Annotated in this window: 17 protein-coding genes; 4 read left to right on the top strand and 13 right to left on the bottom strand. The window is 47.4% G+C overall.

The window, feature by feature from the left end; all coding sequences use genetic code 11:
* The first annotated feature begins 78 nt into the window (after positions 1 to 78).
* Positions 79 to 690 (top strand): DedA family protein, encoded by a 612-nt coding sequence (locus HP552_RS32850; RefSeq protein ID WP_175399519.1) that lies wholly within the window; start codon positions 79 to 81, stop codon positions 688 to 690.
* A 120-nt stretch (positions 691 to 810) separates the two neighbouring features.
* Here HP552_RS32850 and HP552_RS32845 read toward each other — a convergent pair whose 3' ends face one another.
* The 7 genes from HP552_RS32845 to HP552_RS32815 all read right to left on the bottom strand — a co-directional run bounded on the left by HP552_RS32845 (position 811) and on the right by HP552_RS32815 (position 5036).
* A complete protein-coding gene (locus HP552_RS32845) occupies positions 811 to 1347 on the bottom strand; it encodes a bifunctional adenosylcobinamide kinase/adenosylcobinamide-phosphate guanylyltransferase (protein WP_175399518.1) in 537 nt (178 codons plus the stop codon).
* A 36-nt stretch (positions 1348 to 1383) separates the two neighbouring features.
* Positions 1384 to 1935: a hypothetical protein gene (locus HP552_RS32840; protein WP_175399517.1), complete on the bottom strand. Its 552-nt coding sequence runs from the start codon at positions 1933 to 1935 to the stop codon at positions 1384 to 1386.
* 158 nt (positions 1936 to 2093) lie between these two features.
* The gene (locus HP552_RS32835; protein ID WP_312884395.1) at positions 2094 to 2282 is read right to left on the bottom strand and encodes an aspartyl-phosphate phosphatase Spo0E family protein; all 189 of its coding nucleotides are present in this window, start codon (positions 2280 to 2282) and stop codon (positions 2094 to 2096) included.
* 222 nt (positions 2283 to 2504) lie between these two features.
* Positions 2505 to 3713 (bottom strand): aminotransferase class I/II-fold pyridoxal phosphate-dependent enzyme, encoded by a 1209-nt coding sequence (locus tag HP552_RS32830; RefSeq protein WP_175399516.1) that lies wholly within the window; start codon positions 3711 to 3713, stop codon positions 2505 to 2507.
* Between the two features lie 13 nt (positions 3714 to 3726).
* The gene (locus HP552_RS32825) at positions 3727 to 4227 is read right to left on the bottom strand and encodes an Lrp/AsnC family transcriptional regulator (RefSeq protein WP_095288304.1); all 501 of its coding nucleotides are present in this window, start codon (positions 4225 to 4227) and stop codon (positions 3727 to 3729) included.
* Between the two features lie 146 nt (positions 4228 to 4373).
* Positions 4374 to 4769: a spore coat protein gene (locus HP552_RS32820; protein ID WP_175399515.1), complete on the bottom strand. Its 396-nt coding sequence runs from the start codon at positions 4767 to 4769 to the stop codon at positions 4374 to 4376.
* Between the two features lie 33 nt (positions 4770 to 4802).
* Positions 4803 to 5036 carry a hypothetical protein gene (locus HP552_RS32815; RefSeq protein WP_175399514.1) on the bottom strand — a complete coding sequence of 78 codons (234 nt, stop codon included), beginning with the start codon at positions 5034 to 5036 and terminating at the stop codon, positions 4803 to 4805.
* A 98-nt stretch (positions 5037 to 5134) separates the two neighbouring features.
* On the opposite strand from HP552_RS32815, the gene HP552_RS32810 reads away from it, so the two are divergent.
* On the top strand, positions 5135 to 6355 hold the full coding sequence (locus HP552_RS32810) for an NAD(P)/FAD-dependent oxidoreductase (RefSeq protein WP_175399513.1): 1221 nt from the start codon (positions 5135 to 5137) through the stop codon (positions 6353 to 6355).
* A gap of 80 nt (positions 6356 to 6435) precedes the next feature.
* On the opposite strand, the gene HP552_RS32805 is transcribed toward HP552_RS32810, so the two are convergent.
* The 4 genes from HP552_RS32805 to HP552_RS32790 form a co-directional block, all read right to left on the bottom strand.
* The gene (locus HP552_RS32805; RefSeq protein WP_175399512.1) at positions 6436 to 7635 is read right to left on the bottom strand and encodes an MFS transporter; all 1200 of its coding nucleotides are present in this window, start codon (positions 7633 to 7635) and stop codon (positions 6436 to 6438) included.
* A gap of 122 nt (positions 7636 to 7757) precedes the next feature.
* Positions 7758 to 8321 carry a hypothetical protein gene (locus tag HP552_RS32800; RefSeq protein WP_175399511.1) on the bottom strand — a complete coding sequence of 188 codons (564 nt, stop codon included), beginning with the start codon at positions 8319 to 8321 and terminating at the stop codon, positions 7758 to 7760.
* Between the two features lie 125 nt (positions 8322 to 8446).
* Positions 8447 to 8866 carry a DUF350 domain-containing protein gene (locus tag HP552_RS32795; RefSeq protein ID WP_312884390.1) on the bottom strand — a complete coding sequence of 140 codons (420 nt, stop codon included), beginning with the start codon at positions 8864 to 8866 and terminating at the stop codon, positions 8447 to 8449.
* 72 nt (positions 8867 to 8938) lie between these two features.
* Positions 8939 to 11305, bottom strand: a complete 2367-nt coding sequence (locus HP552_RS32790) for an endonuclease MutS2 (protein WP_175399510.1) — start codon at positions 11303 to 11305, stop codon at positions 8939 to 8941.
* A gap of 189 nt (positions 11306 to 11494) precedes the next feature.
* Here HP552_RS32790 and HP552_RS32785 point away from each other — a divergent pair, with 189 nt between their 5' ends.
* The gene (locus HP552_RS32785) at positions 11495 to 11857 is read left to right on the top strand and encodes a phage holin family protein (RefSeq protein ID WP_127539412.1); all 363 of its coding nucleotides are present in this window, start codon (positions 11495 to 11497) and stop codon (positions 11855 to 11857) included.
* Positions 11858 to 12102: 245 nt separating this feature from the next.
* Positions 12103 to 12495 (top strand): cytochrome C oxidase subunit II, encoded by a 393-nt coding sequence (locus tag HP552_RS32780; protein ID WP_312884389.1) that lies wholly within the window; start codon positions 12103 to 12105, stop codon positions 12493 to 12495.
* 105 nt (positions 12496 to 12600) lie between these two features.
* Here HP552_RS32780 and HP552_RS32775 read toward each other — a convergent pair whose 3' ends face one another.
* Both HP552_RS32775 and pheT read right to left on the bottom strand, forming a co-directional pair.
* On the bottom strand, positions 12601 to 15309 hold the full coding sequence (locus HP552_RS32775) for a cell division protein ZapA (protein WP_175399509.1): 2709 nt from the start codon (positions 15307 to 15309) through the stop codon (positions 12601 to 12603).
* Between the two features lie 138 nt (positions 15310 to 15447).
* Positions 15448 to 17901 carry a phenylalanine--tRNA ligase subunit beta gene (pheT, locus tag HP552_RS32770; protein WP_175399508.1) on the bottom strand — a complete coding sequence of 818 codons (2454 nt, stop codon included), beginning with the start codon at positions 17899 to 17901 and terminating at the stop codon, positions 15448 to 15450.
* Between the last annotated feature and the right edge of the window lie 18 nt (positions 17902 to 17919).

Genomic DNA, 17919 nt, shown 5'->3' with positions numbered 1-17919 from the left:
TTGCACGTATATATGAATTGGCGTACTCTGCCCGAGTATACGTCAAATTCAGGTAAATCAAAAGTAGAGGAGACGATTATGCAAAACTGGATAACCGATTTCATGGAACAATACGGCTACATAGGCATAGCACTCATTATTGCACTAGAAAACGTATTTCCTCCCATTCCATCGGAAATTATTTTGCCTTTCGGCGGATTCATGACAACGTACACCAGCCTTACCCTTCCCGGTGTAATCATTGCAGCTACCATTGGTTCTGTGCTGGGTGCTATGATTCTCTATGGTATCGGACTTCTGATTGACGTGAATCGTCTGGAGAAAATTGTAGATCGCTGGGGACATATTTTGCGAATCAAAAAAGAGGATATTCACCGTGTCGATGCATGGTTTGACAAATATGGAATGTGGACTGTATTATTTTGCCGCATGGTACCTCTTGTTCGCAGTCTCATCTCGATTCCTGCAGGCATGTCCAACATGAAATTCGGTTTGTTCGTGCTCTTCACAACCATCGGAACACTCGCTTGGAATATTATTCTGGTCTCGGTCGGGGCTGCACTTGGCGCTTCTTGGGAGAATATTTTGCACTTTATGGACGTCTATTCTCTGGTGGTCTATGCGCTGCTCGCCATCATCCTGATTGGCTGCATCATCTGGTGGATCAGACGTATGAAAAAAAGTAAATAGAGATCGTTCATCACAACAATTGATTGTAATTTTACACTACGTAGATAAAATAAGCCTCCGACCACAATTGTGGTACGGAGGCTTTTGTATGCTTGTACATCTCTTTCATCCAATTCCCTTTTACTCATCGTAACGCATTTCTTGATCTTTCAGATCAATCGCCAGTCCAGATACTACCATATACATGCGTTCCGAGTGGGCCTGGAGCGCACGGTTCACCGAAGCCATCCTCGCTGCAAAGATACGTTCCTTTTCCGATGGATACAGAGCACCATGCATTTCATTAGTAATGACCAGCAGCTTGCCTTGATAAGATAGCAAGGCATCAAGCAGCTGTTGTGTATGTACGCGTTGTTGATCCAGATCATCCGTTGCTCTAAACCCGGCAGCCATCCATGAGGTCAGGCTGTCTACGATGACTATTCGCTGATCAGCCAGAAACAGATTCGATTCCCGATTGATCTGGTGAATGACCTCTGTCAGATGATGACCGTTGCCGGCTGAAATGGCTCGATAATGAGCGGATGGCAGTTCCGGAATCACCGGATCATGATCGCCTGTGGATAAATAGATTCCTTCCCGGCTGATTTGGGCTGCGTAACCCAGGGCAAACCTGGTTTTACCACTCCCTATACCGCCAGTGACCGTAATCAGCAATCCGCTCCCCTCCTTCAGTTACCATGCTGTATTACGCTATTCTGTCAGCGCCTTCAGCACTTTTTTGGAATCTTCGACATTGGCTGCCGATAGCGGAATGGTAGCGAACAGATTTTGAGCGGCATAATCCAGATCCTTGAACATTTGCATCTCTTCCAGCGGGATACCATAGAGATGTGATTCCTTCTTAATGTCAGTACCGTCATCTCCTTGACCCTGCTCAACAAGAACTCCACCGTCAAACACACCACGTTTATACTTCTCTGGATCAAAAGTATCATCAAGCGGGATATTGGAGCCGTTGCTCCCGTATTGTTTCATGTCTGCTTCCGGCAGGATGAAAATATCATGACTCCCTGCTGCGTACTCAACCATGATTTTCTGGACATCGTACATTGCACTCGAAATGACTTCAACTTTCGGCTCCTCACCCAGTTTCTGCTGCAAATTGGCCTGTAACTGCTCCGAGATTACGGATGGATTACCTTGATTATCAATGATGAAAATGGTAAATCCGTCCTTCCCACCACATCCAGCAAGCAGAAAAATCAATGAAACGATTGCTGTTAGCCCCCAAAATCTCTTCATTCCAGTTCCCCCTTTAGTCTCCTAAGTACAATATATCACAATTGTTCCACGCAAAAAAATAACCCGTTCATTTAAGAGATTCCATAACCATATCAAAAAAAAGACCCGTCAGGGTCTTCTCTGCATTTCATATGGGTAACGTTTTCGTTAACAGCAATTTATCTTCCTTTAATCGGGTTAGCTTTCATATATTCATTAATCTTCAGATCCAGCAAGCTGCTGATTTCAATCACAATTTCCGAAGTAAAGGATTTCTCCTCCAGGAAAATCTGTTCCATCTTGCGACGAAGGATATGGATCTCATCTTCCAAGGAAATGTCATGCAAAGATTCGTGATCCGGTCTCACCGACCACCGGTCGCCATGATCGCTCTCAGCCAGATAATGCCCACGATTAGTCGGTAAATCATATTCAACACAAAACAATGCCAACCCCTCCTTGGAAAATTAGTTTCCAAATATATGAAAAACATATTTCAAATTGAAATTATATCACAATATTTTGTAAATGAAAGTTATTTTTTTCTAAATTACAAAATGGACACATTTGCAAAATGATTCTACTTCCTATTAACCCTCTTTTTGCAGTTTGTAAACAAAATTTCCGATTCGTTCCAATGCTTCGTTCAGTTGGGTCACTGAAGTGGCATAAGAACAGCGCAGAAAACCTTCTCCCTGAGGGCCAAACACGTTCCCAGGCACAGCAGCCACCTTATTTTCGGTTAAGAGTCGCTCTGCAAAAAGATCAGAGTTGAGACCTGTTTTCTGAATGCTAGGGAATACATAGAACGCTCCCTGAGGTTCGTGACAATCCAGGCCAATATCACGGAAACCCTGTACAATAAGACGTCTGCGCTGATTATAGGACTCCACCATTCGGTCCTTCTCCCCCAGCCCATTCGTTAACGCTTCAAGCGCTGCGACCTGCCCCATAGCTGGAGCACACATTACAGTATACTGGTGAATCTTTAACATGGCTGCGATAAGTTCAGGATGACCGCACATGTAACCGATCCGCCAGCCTGTCATGGCAAATGCCTTTGAGAAGCCGCTCACAAGAATGGTCCGTTCCTTCATATCCGGAATTGATGCGAAGCTGACATGTTTTTGTGTATACGTCAGTTCTGCATAAATTTCATCAGCAATGACGATGAGATCATGCTTCTTGATGACTTCTGCAATCGGCAGCCAGTCTTCGTACGTCATGATGGCCCCCGTCGGATTGCTCGGATAACATAAAATCACAACTTTGGACTTCGGCGTAATGCCTGCTTCAAGTGCCTCGGCAGTCAATTTAAATTGATCTTTCGCATAGGTTTCAACACCCACAGGAACTCCTCCGCCTATGGAAGCAATGGGAGAATAGGCCACGTATGAAGGCTCCGGAATCAGAATTTCGTCTCCAGGCACGATTAAAGCACGCAGCGCAAGGTCAATGGCCTCACTGCCGCCAACCGTAACAATAATCTCATCCTTGGGATCATACTTGGTATCGAATTGAGTATCCAGGTAATTACTGATGGCTTCTCTCAACTTGGGCATCCCTGCATTCGATGTATAACTTGTCATGCCTCTTTCGAGGGAGTATACACAAGCTTCACGCATATGCCAAGGTGTAACGAAGTCGGGTTCACCAACACCCAGTGTAATAATATCCTTGTTGTCACCCACCAGGTCGAAAAACTTGCGAATCCCGGATGGGGGTATCTGTTGAACCAGAGGTGCCAGATACGAGGTCATCTTCTTGTTGTTCCCTGTTGTCTGTTCATTCACTATCATGACACATCTTCCTTTACGGCGAGATCATGAGACGGTTATCTTCCTGATGGTCTTCAAAAATGATCCCGTCCTGCTTATATTTTTTAAGAATAAAATTCGTTTTGGTCGAAAGCACAGAATCAATCGGTGACAGTTTCTCCGATACAAAGTTAGCGACTTCACGCAGGTTGCCACCTTCCACTTCTACGAGCAGATCGTATGCACCTGACATGAGATAAACTGATTTCACTTGCGGATATAGATAAATTCGTTCGGCGATGCCCTCAAAACCACGACCACGTTCCGGTGTGATCTGTACTTCAATCAGGGCTGTTACTTTCTCATCGTCAATTTTGCTCCAGTTAACCACGGTTGCATACTTTACAATAACGTGATCCTGTTCAAGCTGGGCCACAGCGTTCTTGATCTTGTCTTCAGACTCCCCCAGCAGTGTAGACAGCAGCGCCGGAGACCTTCTTGCGTCTTCCTTCAGCAGATCCAGAACTTTTAATTGCAGATCGTTCAAATCTTTCATGACTTTCCCTCCAGCGTCATCCAGGTTCCTGAAAATGAATTAATACTTATATTACATGAATTTAACGTCCATGCAAAGACAAAAACCGCCTGCCCTGAATTCAGGCAAGCGGTGGTATGGTCCATAAAAACTTGAGCTTAAAAAGGTTACATGTAATAAGGGTTACCATAATTGGGTTGATGCTGAGGCACATTAGGTGCCTGACTGTATGGACTGGCTTGCGTATTCTTTTCCTGAATGAACTGATGGCACTTTTGCTGCGTTTGTTGTGCTGACTGAACCGTCTTGTCTAATTCGCTTCGAGTGGCCTTCGAAGAGGCTGAGTACATGTTGTTCTGCTGCATCAGATGAAACAATTCCCCCTGCAATCTAAGGGTACTGTTCGTCAGGTCTGTAAACATTCTGCGGGTCACCGGGCAGGAAGATTCTGTCGTTGCTGTTGTGTATTCACGCGAAGTTCGTCTTAAATCAGCAAGAATCGACTTCAACAGGTCCTGTTCCTGCATAAAATTCCCACCAGATGACAAAGATTGAGAGTGCATGCGATTTCCTCCTATGTGTTTAGATTTCCGGGACTATTGAGCTTGTGTAGGCGCAATGGACTGATGCTGCTGAAGCACATTGACGAGTGTACTTAGATGCTGTTCATGTGTGTGAACATACTGGTTAAGAGCCTGCTGGATTTGCGGGTTATGTGAGATAGAAGCTGTTGCTGCACACTGTTTGATCAGCATTTCTTCATTGGAGATCGAGTCTGCAATATAGTTCAGTTCTTTGGGGCTAAGTGCTTGCATTTGTGTATTTTGCATGTATCGTCTTCCTCCTTAATCTAAAGTTTATGCGAGTTTATTTTTACCTTGTCCTGCGAAAGTATACTTATTTAACATTCAATTGAGGTGATTTCATTATGGAACTTATAAATGGCAATACGTTTTGGTCTACTACTTTCCAACCCCATTTCAACTATCCGGTTCTCGAAGGTGAGATCATCTGTGATTGTCTCATTATCGGGGGTGGCATGGGAGGTGCCCTGTCTGCCAAACTTATGACAGAAAGAGGATTGCGCACGGTAGTCATTGATAAGAGAGAGATCGGCCATGGGAGCAGCATGGCCAACTTGGGACTGCTGCAATACTCCAACGACAAGACGCTCACCTCCTGCATACATACCTTTGGAGAACGACGTGGGGTACGATTTTATGAATTGTGCCGTATTGCCCTGCAGCAGCTGGAGGACATGGCCTCCAGTTTGGAGATTGACCCATGGTATACCCCCCGTACAAGTTTGTATTGTGCAAGCAGCGAAGAAGATGTTGCTCTTTTGGAAGAGGAGTACCACACGCTCAAAACCTACGGGTTCGATGTGGAGATGTGGGATCGGGACAAAATCAGCACCCACTTCCCTTTTAGCAAGCCGATCGCATTGTTCACCAATGGAGATGCGGAAGTTAATCCCTTCAGGCTGGTGCACGGCTTGCTTCAATCTGCTTACAGTAAGGGTGCCCGGATCTACGAACGGACCGAGATGATCCATTGTGATTATGATGAAGACGGTGTCGTCTGTTACACGCCTAGTGGGACAATCCGTGCCAAGCAGGTCATTTTTTCAACAGGATACGAGACACAGGAGATTAAGAATGACCGCGGAGCCTACCTGCAGAGCACTTATGCTATTGCAACCAAACCACTGAAGGATCTCAGCAGCTGGTATAAACGTAGCTTGATATGGGAAACGGCTCGCCCTTATTTATACATGCGAACAACCCCCGACGGCAGAATTATTGCCGGGGGACTTGATGAGGAAATTCCACATGAGGACCAACGTGCCATTAGAGCCAGAAATAAGGGTGAGACTCTATTGCATAAAATAGCTGACTACTTCCCACTGCCAGATCTGAAAATGGATTATGCTTGGGAAGCTGTATTTGGCAGCACCCATGATGGACTCCCTTTTGTCGGCCCGCACCCCGATTACCCCAATTGTTATTTTATTGAAGGTTATGGAGGCAACGGTACGGTATACAGCATGATTGCCGCATCCATTCTTGCAGATGTCATTACTATGGGCAAGAACGAGGACATGGAGTTGTTCTCATTAACCAGAACCAATAAACCTTCTCCTGTGTAAAATGAAAAAAGGTGCAGATCAGGAATCCCTTCCTGTTTCTGCACCTTCTTTTATTCTGATAATCTGATGGGACAGCAATGTTACTGCTGTGTTTGAGTTAGCATTTTACGCATAAAGATCCAGCCGATCAGCGGGAAAGCACCTAAAACCACAATCAGCCAGGTTAGCATCTGAAGGGAGGGACCATTCATCACGATGAGGATAAATACAGCTAGACCAGACAAGCGCCCTGTCATCAAGCAAAGCTCCCTTAATACGACAAGTTCAACCCTTTTCTCCACATTTTCGCCGCTCATGCCCATCAAGTCGAATCCTGCCGCAATCATGGGCAGCATGTATAACGGCATGGCGAGCGCTGAACCAATTCCCATAATTAATAGTGTGCCATAGCTTACTTTCCAGATTAAGGGAAGCAGAACGACAAATAGAATTATGGCCCCCGTCAACATGCCTTTGGATCTATAATGCGGTTTGAACCACTTGCCTGCCATCCAATAACTGACCAAGGCTACGGCGGATGTAATCAATGAGAATTGACCCAGCTTGTATTCCTGCTCCGTGGCTACATAAACGAGCAGCGCGATTAGAAAGGCAAACACGCCCTCCCTTACCCCCTGGGCAACCAATCCCAGTCCAAGAGGCCTCCATTCACTCCCTGAGCGGGATAACTGCTGCCAGGGTTCCGACCAGCGGTAGGTACCGCTGACTTTTCTTTTTTTCAGAAAAAAGCTGAAGACCACTGCAATCACATAAATTATGAGTGAGACGGTAAAAATGAGCCGATAACCTGAGTTATCCACCATCTTTGAAATAATCAAACCCGAGAACCATGGACCAATAATTCCTGTCATGGAGCCCAGCAATCCCACCCATCCATTGAACAGGTCCCGGTTTTCCCGGTCGGTCACTTCAAAGTACACCACATTAAAGGCGATCCAGAATAAACCCAAAGCACATCCAAGCAATATACCGAGTGGCCATATCCAATCCACCGCTTTTGGACCGGCCCATAGAACAAGCATATAGAATGTGCCAGATAATGCTGTGCCCAGCCGCAGTGCACTCATTTTATTATGTTCCTTCACCCATTTACCGGCTAACCAAAATGTCAATCCAAGGGCAAGCTGCTGACTTATCGTAAACCATCCGAGCATGGCATAGTCTGGACGACTCTTCCACAAATATACATTCAGAAACGTTCCCGACAAAGCTCCGGCTAACACAAACAATCCATTCACGCCCAGAAGCAGAATGGATTGTCGGCCCAGAGATATCTTCATCTGCTCCCTCCTTATTCCACTTGAAGTCAGCACTTCGCAGGCAGGTCTTAAGGTTAACCTACCCCAAGCAGAGGAAAAACATGATGAATCTCAGGAATAATTCATTTTTAATGGAGTGGAAATTACTTCTTGGCGCTCAGATTTTGAATGAGACGCAGCCGATCGTCTTCGGACAGACTATATTGCACTTGGAAACATCCGGAGCATACATACATCTGAACCGTGAACGGTGCGTCCAGCAGGGAATCTTCCCGTGAAACTGCATTGGCAACAGGTGTGAACGTGTCCGGTTTGGAGGTTTGTGTGCCAGCGAGAATCATGAATTCGCGGCAATGTGGACATTCCGGCACTTCTTCCTGCAGGTCAAGCTGTTTTTCCACACCTTCTTCATATTGGATCAGATCGTTGCCCTCATCTGCATATTTGGTTAAGGTACGCAGTTCGGGCAATTTCAGCTCTACCTCATCTCCCCACAATGCAGCAATATCAGAGGTCTGGTCACGGTCTTGAACATCATCTACATCGTAAATATCGTCTGCTTCATCACCTTCTTCATCTCCGATGTTAATGTTCAGCGTACGGTAACCCTTCAGTTCATTATGGCAATACGGACATTCTTCTTCAGGTCCCAATTCCTCATCCCATACGATTTCAGTGTGGCACCATGGACATACTGTTGTTTCCATATTAGATCAACCTTTCTTTATACAATCTTCCTGTCAGGTGTTCATGACATAAATGACACCGATAGCAAAAAACACAATAGATGCCGCAAACAAAATCCGTATCAATATTTTCATGCCAGGTCCCCCTACATGATGCTCGCGCCGATTACAAATGACAACGAGACGGAAATAATCATGGATATTAAACCAACTGCCCGATTATCTCGCGCAATTTCCTTGTCTATCGAGAAGACGGGTGTCAAAAATTCGAACAGAAAGTAGGCAATGAGCAGAAGAACAAAGCCTACAAAAGACCAAGTCATCGCTTCATACACAGAAGACTTGGCCTGAATGCAGAAGCGAAGCACGTTGCAGATTCCAAAGATCTTGCCTCCCGTTGCCATGGCAACAGCCACATTGCCTTTCTTGATCTCATCCCAACATTTGTATTTGGTTACAAGTTCAAAACAAGCCAGAAAAACAAGCAGCTCCATGATGGCTACCGAGAAAAAACCGAGTACCATCCCCAAGGGATGAGACAGCAATTGGTCAATCGTCCCTTTCACTCACTGTTCCCCTTCCCTGTTCCACTGCCCCTCTCACCACTGGCAATGGAACATCGTTGTTTCATGGTCCGGCTATTCCAGTTCTGCAACGGTTACGCCGTTTCCGCCTTCTCCATAGTTGCCCAGCCGGTAACTTTTAATATGTTTATGCTTACGGAGATAATCCTGAATACCGGAACGCAAAATTCCTGTTCCTTTACCGTGAATGATGTAAATTTGACCCAGATTCGCCAGGAATGCTTCATCGATAAAACGGTCCGTCTCCATCAATGCTTCTTCCAAGTTGGTTCCCCGTAGATCCAATTCACTCTTCACATTATCGTCACGTGTGCGCTTCATGCCAGTGACTGGTTTCTGTTTGACCTTCGCTTCAGGCGCAGATTGCTTCAGTTCCAGATCATCCAGAGATACTTTCATTTTCATGATACCCAACTGCACAACCGCTTCTTTGCTGCCGGACAATTCGACGACATGACCTTTTTGGTTCAAACTGTACACATGCACTTCATCGCCTGGGCCGATAGCGCGGGTTTTGGATGCAGACCCTGTGCGTTTCACTGTTTTCTTGCGTTTCTCCGGCTCGGCTTCATCCAGTTGTTTACGGGCAGCAATAAGTTTATGCTCTTTTACGGATGCGCCTTCTTCCATCGCGAGCTGACGCAGATCCGCAATAATTTTCTCTGCTTCCGCTCTGGCCTTGTCCACAATATTGCGAGCATCTTCCTCTGCTTTTTCAATCCGGCGTTCACGCTGCTGTTCCAGCTTCTCCAGCTCGGATTGATGACGACTGCGCAATTTCTCCATATCCTGACGCAGTCGCTCGGCATTTTCCCGTTCCTGCTCCGCTGTAAGCCGGTTCTCTTCGAGAGAAGCAATCATGTGTTCCACACGCTGATCCTCTTCCTTCACCTCGCCACGAGCATAGTCCAATATATATCCTGGCAAACCAAGACGTTCAGCAATGGCAAACGCATTACTTCGTCCCGGAACGCCTACCAATAGACGATACGTCGGGCTCAGTGTATTCACGTCAAACTCCATGCTGGCGTTAATGACACCTTTACGTTCATATGCATAAGCTTTCAGCTCACTGTAATGCGTTGTTGCCACCATGCGGCATCCTGTTTGATGCATATGCTCCAGAATGGAAATGGCCAGTGCCGATCCTTCGGCGGGGTCTGTTCCTGCGCCGAGCTCGTCAAGCAGCACCAGACTTTTTGTCGTCATATTTTTCAGAATTCGAATGATGTTCGTCATATGACTGGAGAACGTACTTAGGTTCTGCTCAATACTCTGCTCGTCTCCAATATCGGCATAGATTGCGTCAAACACACAGAGCTGACTGCCATCTTCGGCAGGAACAAACAGACCGGACATTGCCATGAGGCTTAGCAAACCAATCGTTTTGAGTGTTACTGTTTTACCACCCGTATTCGGCCCCGTCACAATAATGGATGTATAATCATTGCCCAGTTCAATGTCGGTCGGTACCACGTTTTCGATGGCGATTAGCGGATGACGTCCTTTTTTGAGCTTGATAAATCCACGGTCATTCATACGAGGCAACGTGGCTTTCAGTTCACGGGCATGCCGCGCTTTGGCAAAGATAAAATCCAGAGATCCTAGCAAATCGACGTCATATAACAGCCATTCAGCCTGCTCGCTGACAAGTGCCGTCAATTTCTGCAGAATCACTTCAATTTCGCGTTCTTCCCGAATTCGGGTCTCACGCAATTTGTTGTTCATCGCTACGATGGACTCAGGCTCTATAAACAATGTTGCTCCTGAACCGGATTGATCGTGCACGATCCCGCCAAAGTAAGAACGATATTCCGCTTTTACCGGGATGACGAATCGATCTCCACGAATGGTGATCAGCTGATCCTGAAGCATCTTGGACACCGTAGAGGAACGAATCATGGAATCCAGCTTTTCGCGAATTCTCGATTCCCCGCCCCGAAGCTCACGCCGAATCTGTGCAAGTGTTACACTCGCGCTGTCTGCAACTTCAGCGTTGTCATCAATACAGACACGAATGGCGTCTTCAAGCGCCTTTTGCTCCGACAGTTGATCGCTGATAAAAAACAATGACTCAATCTTTTCATCTTCATGAAGGGCCGCGATTTGCCGCTTCAAGCGGCGAGCTGCCAAAGTTGTATTGGAAATTCCAAGAAGTTCATGCGGATTCAGGGTTCCTCCGATTTCGGCTCGTTTCACGGATGCCGTGATGTCCACAATGCCTCCAAAAGAAGGTGAACCTTTCAGACGGTCATATGTGAATGCTTCATCCGTTTGCTGGAGTAATCTTTTTACTTCTTCCAACTCACTGATGGGTTCCAATTGTTCCGCTTTCTTTTTTCCCATGGTCGTCTGTGCATAGCTTTGTAATGTATTTAAAATTTTGCGGTATTCCAGTGTGTGTAAAATTTTCGTGTCCAAGTGTACAACTCCTTCCAAACTATATCTGTATTATAACGAAAGAAACGATGTCGCGCTATTTAACGAATCCTTCCACACATAAGTTCTGACATCATGCTACAAACTACAGGTGTCAGGATTTTGCAGCCTCTCCGTGTGATGTGGATGACAAATGCATAATCCGATCTGAACTTAAAGGAGGTAAACACGTTGAACTTCTTGGGACATGTCGTACGTTTTATCATCGCTGCGATCGTATTAATGGTTGTCAGCTGGATCGTTCCCGGATTTGCTGTCGGTGGTTTCTGGAGCGCTCTGCTGCTCGCTCTGGTTATTGCACTGCTCGGCTGGATCATTGAAGGCGTCTTTGGCAAAAGGGTCACCCCTTTTGGCCGTGGGATCGTCGGCTTTATTGTCAGTGCATTGGTGATCTGGCTCGGTCAGTATATTGTTGACCATGTCGAAGTTAGTCTGCTTGGCGCCATTCTGGCTGCGCTGGTGATTGGGATAATCGATCTATTCATTCCGGTATCCACACCTTTCGAAGCGGGACGAAGCTCCAAGAATAACTAAGAAGCACCTAATATTGCAACTGCTTTAAACACCTACGAGTTCTCCTTCAACCTCTGATGGCCAATATGCCTGATGAGGTTTTTTCATTTCCATAGCATCTCAGCCGCTTCTCTGGATTAGAGAGAAATTCTACTTGTTAATCTTCAAAAAAACGACATAGCCTTCATGTACAGGCCTAATCATTTTGCGGTATGATGACTTGAGAAATGATTAAAATTTCATCTATACCATGCTTAAGGAGGCACATGATGAAAAAGACTATGGCTTGGCTTGCAGCCTGCATGTTAATCCTGGTTCTCGCTGCTTGTGGAGGAGGCAAACAGTCCGCAGGCTCGGGCAGCAGCGGTGATACCGATGCAGGTGTAACCGCAAGCGAGGAACTCGTAATCAAGGCGAGCAACTATGAATTCGACCAACCGGAATACCATCTCAAAAAAGGGGTCCCGGTTAACATTGTTTACGAAAACGTCAATGGTAATCATGGCATTCTCGTTCCTGAGCTGAATTTACGGCTCGACACCAAAAACAGCTCTAAAGTGATTACCCCCGACAAAGTAGGAGAATTCGAAATGTCCTGCTCCGTGTTTTGTGGAAGTGGGCATAGCAGCATGATCTCCAAAATCATTGTCGAAGAATAATAAGCCCCAAGACAAGGAGCCCCCGCAGCGACGGGAGCTCTTTCTGTATTATAACAAATTGTACATTCGTACGATGTCCATGATTCCAATCATGATCTAATTTCGTTAGGTCTGATCCTGTTCAATCAATTCGATCCATTCGTTATATTCCGTCTGCAACTTCGTATATTCATCGTGCAGCTGGCGATACTCCATGTTCAGCTGCTCTGCCTTCTCCTGCTCCATTTCACGTTCCACCTGCAGCAAACGCAGCTGATTCGCTGCAAGCTCGTACCGCTCACCAATCTCCAGCAGTTCATTTTCCATCGTTTGCTTCTCTTCTATTGCTTCCGCGCGCAGTTGGTCCAGCTGCTGTCGTTCCTGCTCCAGCTCTTCCACCTTTTCAACCGTGGCGGCACTTTCCTTCTGCCATACGCTCAATTCGTTCTCAAGCAGATTCCAGCGTTCCTGCCAGGATTGTTCCTGTACAGCCCATTCTTCTGCACGACGCTGCCAGACCTGATCCTGCTGTTCGGCTTGTTCAGCTCGAGCAAGAAGCTGAGCTTCCCGCTCTTTTAACTCGTCCAGCCGTGATGCGAGCTCTGCCTGTGACGCAGACAATTCTTCATGCTTGATTTGCCATTCCAGCGCTTCCTCCTCTGTCTGTGCAAGCAAACCGCTCTGTTCAGCAAGTTGTTCCGATAGCTTGGTGGCATGCTCTCTCGACTTCGCTAGCGCCTGTTCCAGCGACTGCTTTTCTTGGCCTAGTTCATCCAGCTCGCGAGTCCGATCCTCTTCGCGCTGAAGTGCATCCCCATAATCATTCCGGATTTGTTTATAGGTTTCCTGGAGTTTGTTCAGCTCTTCACGGATACGGTTAAGCTCATCTTCGAGCTGCACACGTTCCTGGTGCTCACGACTTGCCTGCTCGTTGTAGCGATTCGCTTCTTCTCTGTACCCGCGAGCTTCTTCCTTAACCACGGATAATTCATCATGAAGTGACTGTACACCAGACTCCAATGTTTCATTCTGTTCTGCTGCCTCAAGCACTTGAGTCTCCAGCTCTCCCATTTCGAGAAGACGTTGTTCTGCCAGGTCCTTCCATGACTTTTCACTTTCGGTAAGCATACTGATTTCATTTTGCAATGTACGTACGGCAGCATGTGCCTGCTCCAGAACCTTCTGCAATCTGCGTTGTTCATTCTCCGACTTCTCTTCGGCTTCACGCAGCTTCTGAATATCCTTTTCAAGGAGTCCATGCTGCTCTTGAATTTTGCGAAGCTGTGCTGTGAGAGAAGTTTCTCGCTCCACCGTATCATTGTATTGCTGTTTCCACTCTTGTTCGGTTTCACGAGACTGCTGCAAGGCATTTTCCGTTTCGCGAAGCTGCTCCTGCAGCTGGACACTGTCTTCCTTCAGCTGTCCCAATTGTTGTTCGAGTTCCGCTATCCGGCGTACATGAACTTCCTGCTCTTGTTTGCGTAACGCATGTTCATTCCGCAAAGTATCAAGTTGATCGCGTTCGTGCTGAAGCTGCTGCTCCTGATCCGCAACCACTTCTTGTGCCTCTGCCAGCTGCCTGCGTAGATTGCTCCGTTCGTTTTCAATTTCCGTGATGTGATCCGTTGCCTGCGTGCGCTCTTGCTCCAGCTGTTGCAACAGTTTTCCCCGTTCTTCTTGCAACGTTGCTTCAGCACTAGCCGCGGCTTCTGCAAACTGAATGGCTGCCGCTTCTTTTGCTTGCTGCAATTGCTCCTCGTAAGCAGCTTCCTTTTCCATCCATTCCAGTTCAGACTGCTCCGCGGATTCGTGGAAATCGGCTTTTAGCTTTTCAATCTCGGTTACGTGGTTCTGTTCCAATCGTTGTTGCTGTGCTGCCTGTTCTTCCTTCACCTTGACCAGTTGCAAACTTAATTGCTCAGCAGCCTGCTGCTCAGCCTCCTGCAAGCGCTGATCCGTTTGGGCCTGGAGCTCACGGTATTGAAGGTCGGCCTCTTCCTGAGCTTTTTTCAATTGACTCTCAGCCTGCTCCAATTCTGACAAGATCGCAGCTTCGGCTTCCTCTTTGGCTGCCTGTACCTGCTGTACCGCCTTCGCCTCGATTTTCTGGCGTTCTGCTGCAGCACGACTTTCCGCTTCCTTGAGCTGGGCTGCTGTCTTCTCTTGCAGTTCCTTGTACTGTCCAGCAGCTTTCGCTTGGCTCTGCTGCAATTCGGCTGCAGCACGTGCCTGTACTTCCTTGAGCTCGGCAGCTGCTTGAGCCTTGGCCTGTTTAAGCTGGTTTGCCGCCTTCTCTTCGGCTTCTCTCAGGCTCAATTTCAACTTCTCTTCTGCTTCCTTGAGCTGTGCGGCTGTCTGCGACTGCCATTTTTGTTCACGGGCTGCAGCCTGTGCACGTTCCTGCTCGAGCAGGGCATTCAGCTTGTTTAACTCTGCCTGCTTCTCGGATTGCAGTTTCGCCATGGCCTGCTCTACCTCGGACTTCTGCTTGGTCGCTTCAGCAAGCGCCTGGTCACGACGCTCTAGTTCCTGCTGATGCTCACTTTGAATCGCATTCAGCCTGTTTACTTCATTTCTAAGTTCTGTCCGTTCACCGGTCAGCATTTTCAATTCATTCCGGATCTCCTGAGTCTGTAGAGACTGCTCAGCCATATGTACAGCCGCCAGCACCGCAATACGCGGAGTATCCAGACGGGAGTGATGCTTGGAAATTGCGCTCATGCGCTCATCTACCAAATTAGCTACTTGTTTCATATAGTCGGCACTGCTGCCAACCAGTTTATAGGAAGTCCCGTAGATCTCTACGGTGACGCGTGTACGATCAGGTGTAGTCACTGTTGTGCCCTCCTTCAAGTCTGTATGTTGATTCTAAGCTGTAATGACAAAAAAGTCACATCGATCCTCTAATGCTAAGGATTCGATGTGACTTCAAGCAATTCCTGCTAATCTTTGTTCAAAAAATTGGGTTCTGTTCTATTTGCGCAATTCTGCTCCAAATTGCTCCTCCAGACGGGCAACCACACGAGCATGTACCTCAGTAATTTCCTCATCCGTCAACGTACGTTCACGATTGCGATACACAAGAGCCATCGCTACACTCTTCTTATCTTCACCCAGTTTGCTGCCTGTAAACACATCGAATACCTGTACTGTTTGCAGCAGTTCACCCGCTGCTTCACGAATTGTGCGCAGCATATCTCCAGCTTCAATGTCCTTGCTTACAACTACCGCAATATCACGTTCTACGGCTGGGAAACGCGGAAGTTCGCGGTAACGAATGTCCACATCTGCTTCATTGTAGATTGCTTCAAGAGCAATCTCTGCGATGTACACATCATTCAGATCATATTGCTGCTGCAGTTCAGGATGAAGCTGACCCATGGTACCGATCAGTTTGCCTTCGCCACCATTTTTCCCATCCAGATATACGGATGCAGAACGTCCCGGATGGAAGCCTTCAGGACTGTTTGCCACAAGACGAATACGTTGTTCCAGTCCGACATAGGAGAACAGGTTCTCAAGTGCACCTTTCAGGTCGAAGAAGTCCACTTTTTCTGCTGCCACATTCCACTGCTGGGAGGCACGGTTGCCGGTAAGCAGCAGGCTCAGGACCGGAATTTCATGCGGTTGTTTCGTCAGCTTTTCTTCTTCAGTGAAGAACACGCTGCCTACTTCAAACACAGCCAGTGAATCCTGCTTACGGTTCATGTTGTAGACCGCTGCATCCAGCATTTGCGGCAGAATGCTTGTGCGAAGAACACTGCGATCCTCACTCATAGGCATAGCCAGCTTCACAGCCTTGCTTCCTTCAGTCAATGCCGGGAACAACGTTGCTTTATCCGGATGTACAAAAGAGTAACTGATCATTTCCTGCCAGCCACTTCCTGCAAGCAGGCCACGGATGGTGCGACGCATTGCTTGGGAGCGCGTGTAGGCACCTGGAGTTGTTGGTCCTTCAATCAATGTGGTTGGAATGTTGTCATATCCATAGAGCCGTGCAATTTCTTCGAAGAGATCTACGTCACGGGTAATGTCGCCTCTGCGAGTCGGCACTTCCACATCAAGCAGCCCCTGCTCGGCGTCTCCGCACGCGAAGTGCAGACGAGCAAAAATGGTTTTCACCTCAAGCAGTGACAGCTCTGTTCCCAGATAACGATTCAATCTGTCCAGCGACAGCTGTATAACGCGTTTCTCTGCCACTTCTGCTCCAGCTTCCACAATTCCCTGGTGCACTTGCCCTTCAGCATAACGTTGAATCAATTCAGCTGCACGATCCAGTGCCGTAATGACAGCCCCCGGGTCAACTTCCTTCTCAAAACGCATGCTTGCTTCGGAACGCAGCCCCAGTTGGCGCGACGTTTTCCGAACGGTACCGCCGTCGAACTTGGCGGATTCGAGCAAAAGATTGACGGTGCTTTCCGAAACCTCGGAATTCTCGCCACCCATAACACCAGCGATGGCTACCGGCTTCACGCCATCCGTAATCAGCAGCATGTGCGGTTCAAGCTTGCGCTCCTGGCCATCCAAAGTCACGATCGTTTCGCCTTCCTTGGCCATACGTACTTCGATATGACCTTTCTCCAGCTTATCTGCATCAAATGCATGCAGCGGTTGACCATATTCCAGCATCACATAGTTTGTGATATCCACAATGTTATTGATAGGACGAACACCAGCCGCAACCAGACGGTTTTGCATCCAGAGGGGAGAAGCTCCAAGTTTAATGCCTGTCACATAACGTGCTGCATAGTGACTGCATTGTTCCTGAGCTGCGATCTCCACCGAGATATGATCCGCAGCAGCATCACCGATCTCGACCAGCTGCTCTTTTGGATCAGGCAGTTTCACTTCACGACCCAGAATGGCGCCTACTTCATAGGCTGCTCCGCGCATGCTCAGGCAGTCGGAACGATTTGGTGTCAAATCCAGTTCAAGCACATGATCGTCAAGACCAAGCACTTGGCTGATCGGCGTGCCAATTTCGGTTTGCTCCGGCAAGACAAGAATGCCTTCCTGCTGATCTTTTGGCAGCAACTTGTCATTCATGCCCAGCTCTTTCGCAGAGCAGATCATGCCGAGTGAAACGACGCCGCGCAGCTTGGCTTTTTTGATATCCAGTCCACCAGGGAGTTTCGCTCCAACCAGGGCCACAGCTACCTTTTGACCTGCATCCACATTTTTCGCTCCACATACGATCTGCAGATCTTCTTCCTGTCCGGCATCAATGATACATACGTTCAATTTGTCGGCATCCGGGTGTTTCTCTTTGCTCTTCACGTAACCTACAACCACTTTGTTTACGCCCTGGTTGCGGTTTTCCACTACATCGATTTCAATCCCTGCGCGTGTAATTTTCTCTGCCAGTTCCTGTGGCGTCACACCTTCAAGGGCAATATAATCAGACAGCCAATCTGTCGATACTCTCATGGACGTTCACTTCCTTAA

It is taken from the genome of Paenibacillus xylanilyticus (assembly GCF_013359935.1).
In the GTDB taxonomy this organism is placed as follows: Bacteria; Bacillota; Bacilli; order Paenibacillales; family Paenibacillaceae; genus Paenibacillus; species Paenibacillus xylanilyticus.
The sequence above is the reverse complement of the archived record's forward strand: the minus strand, read 5'-3'. Positions and strand labels throughout refer to the sequence as shown.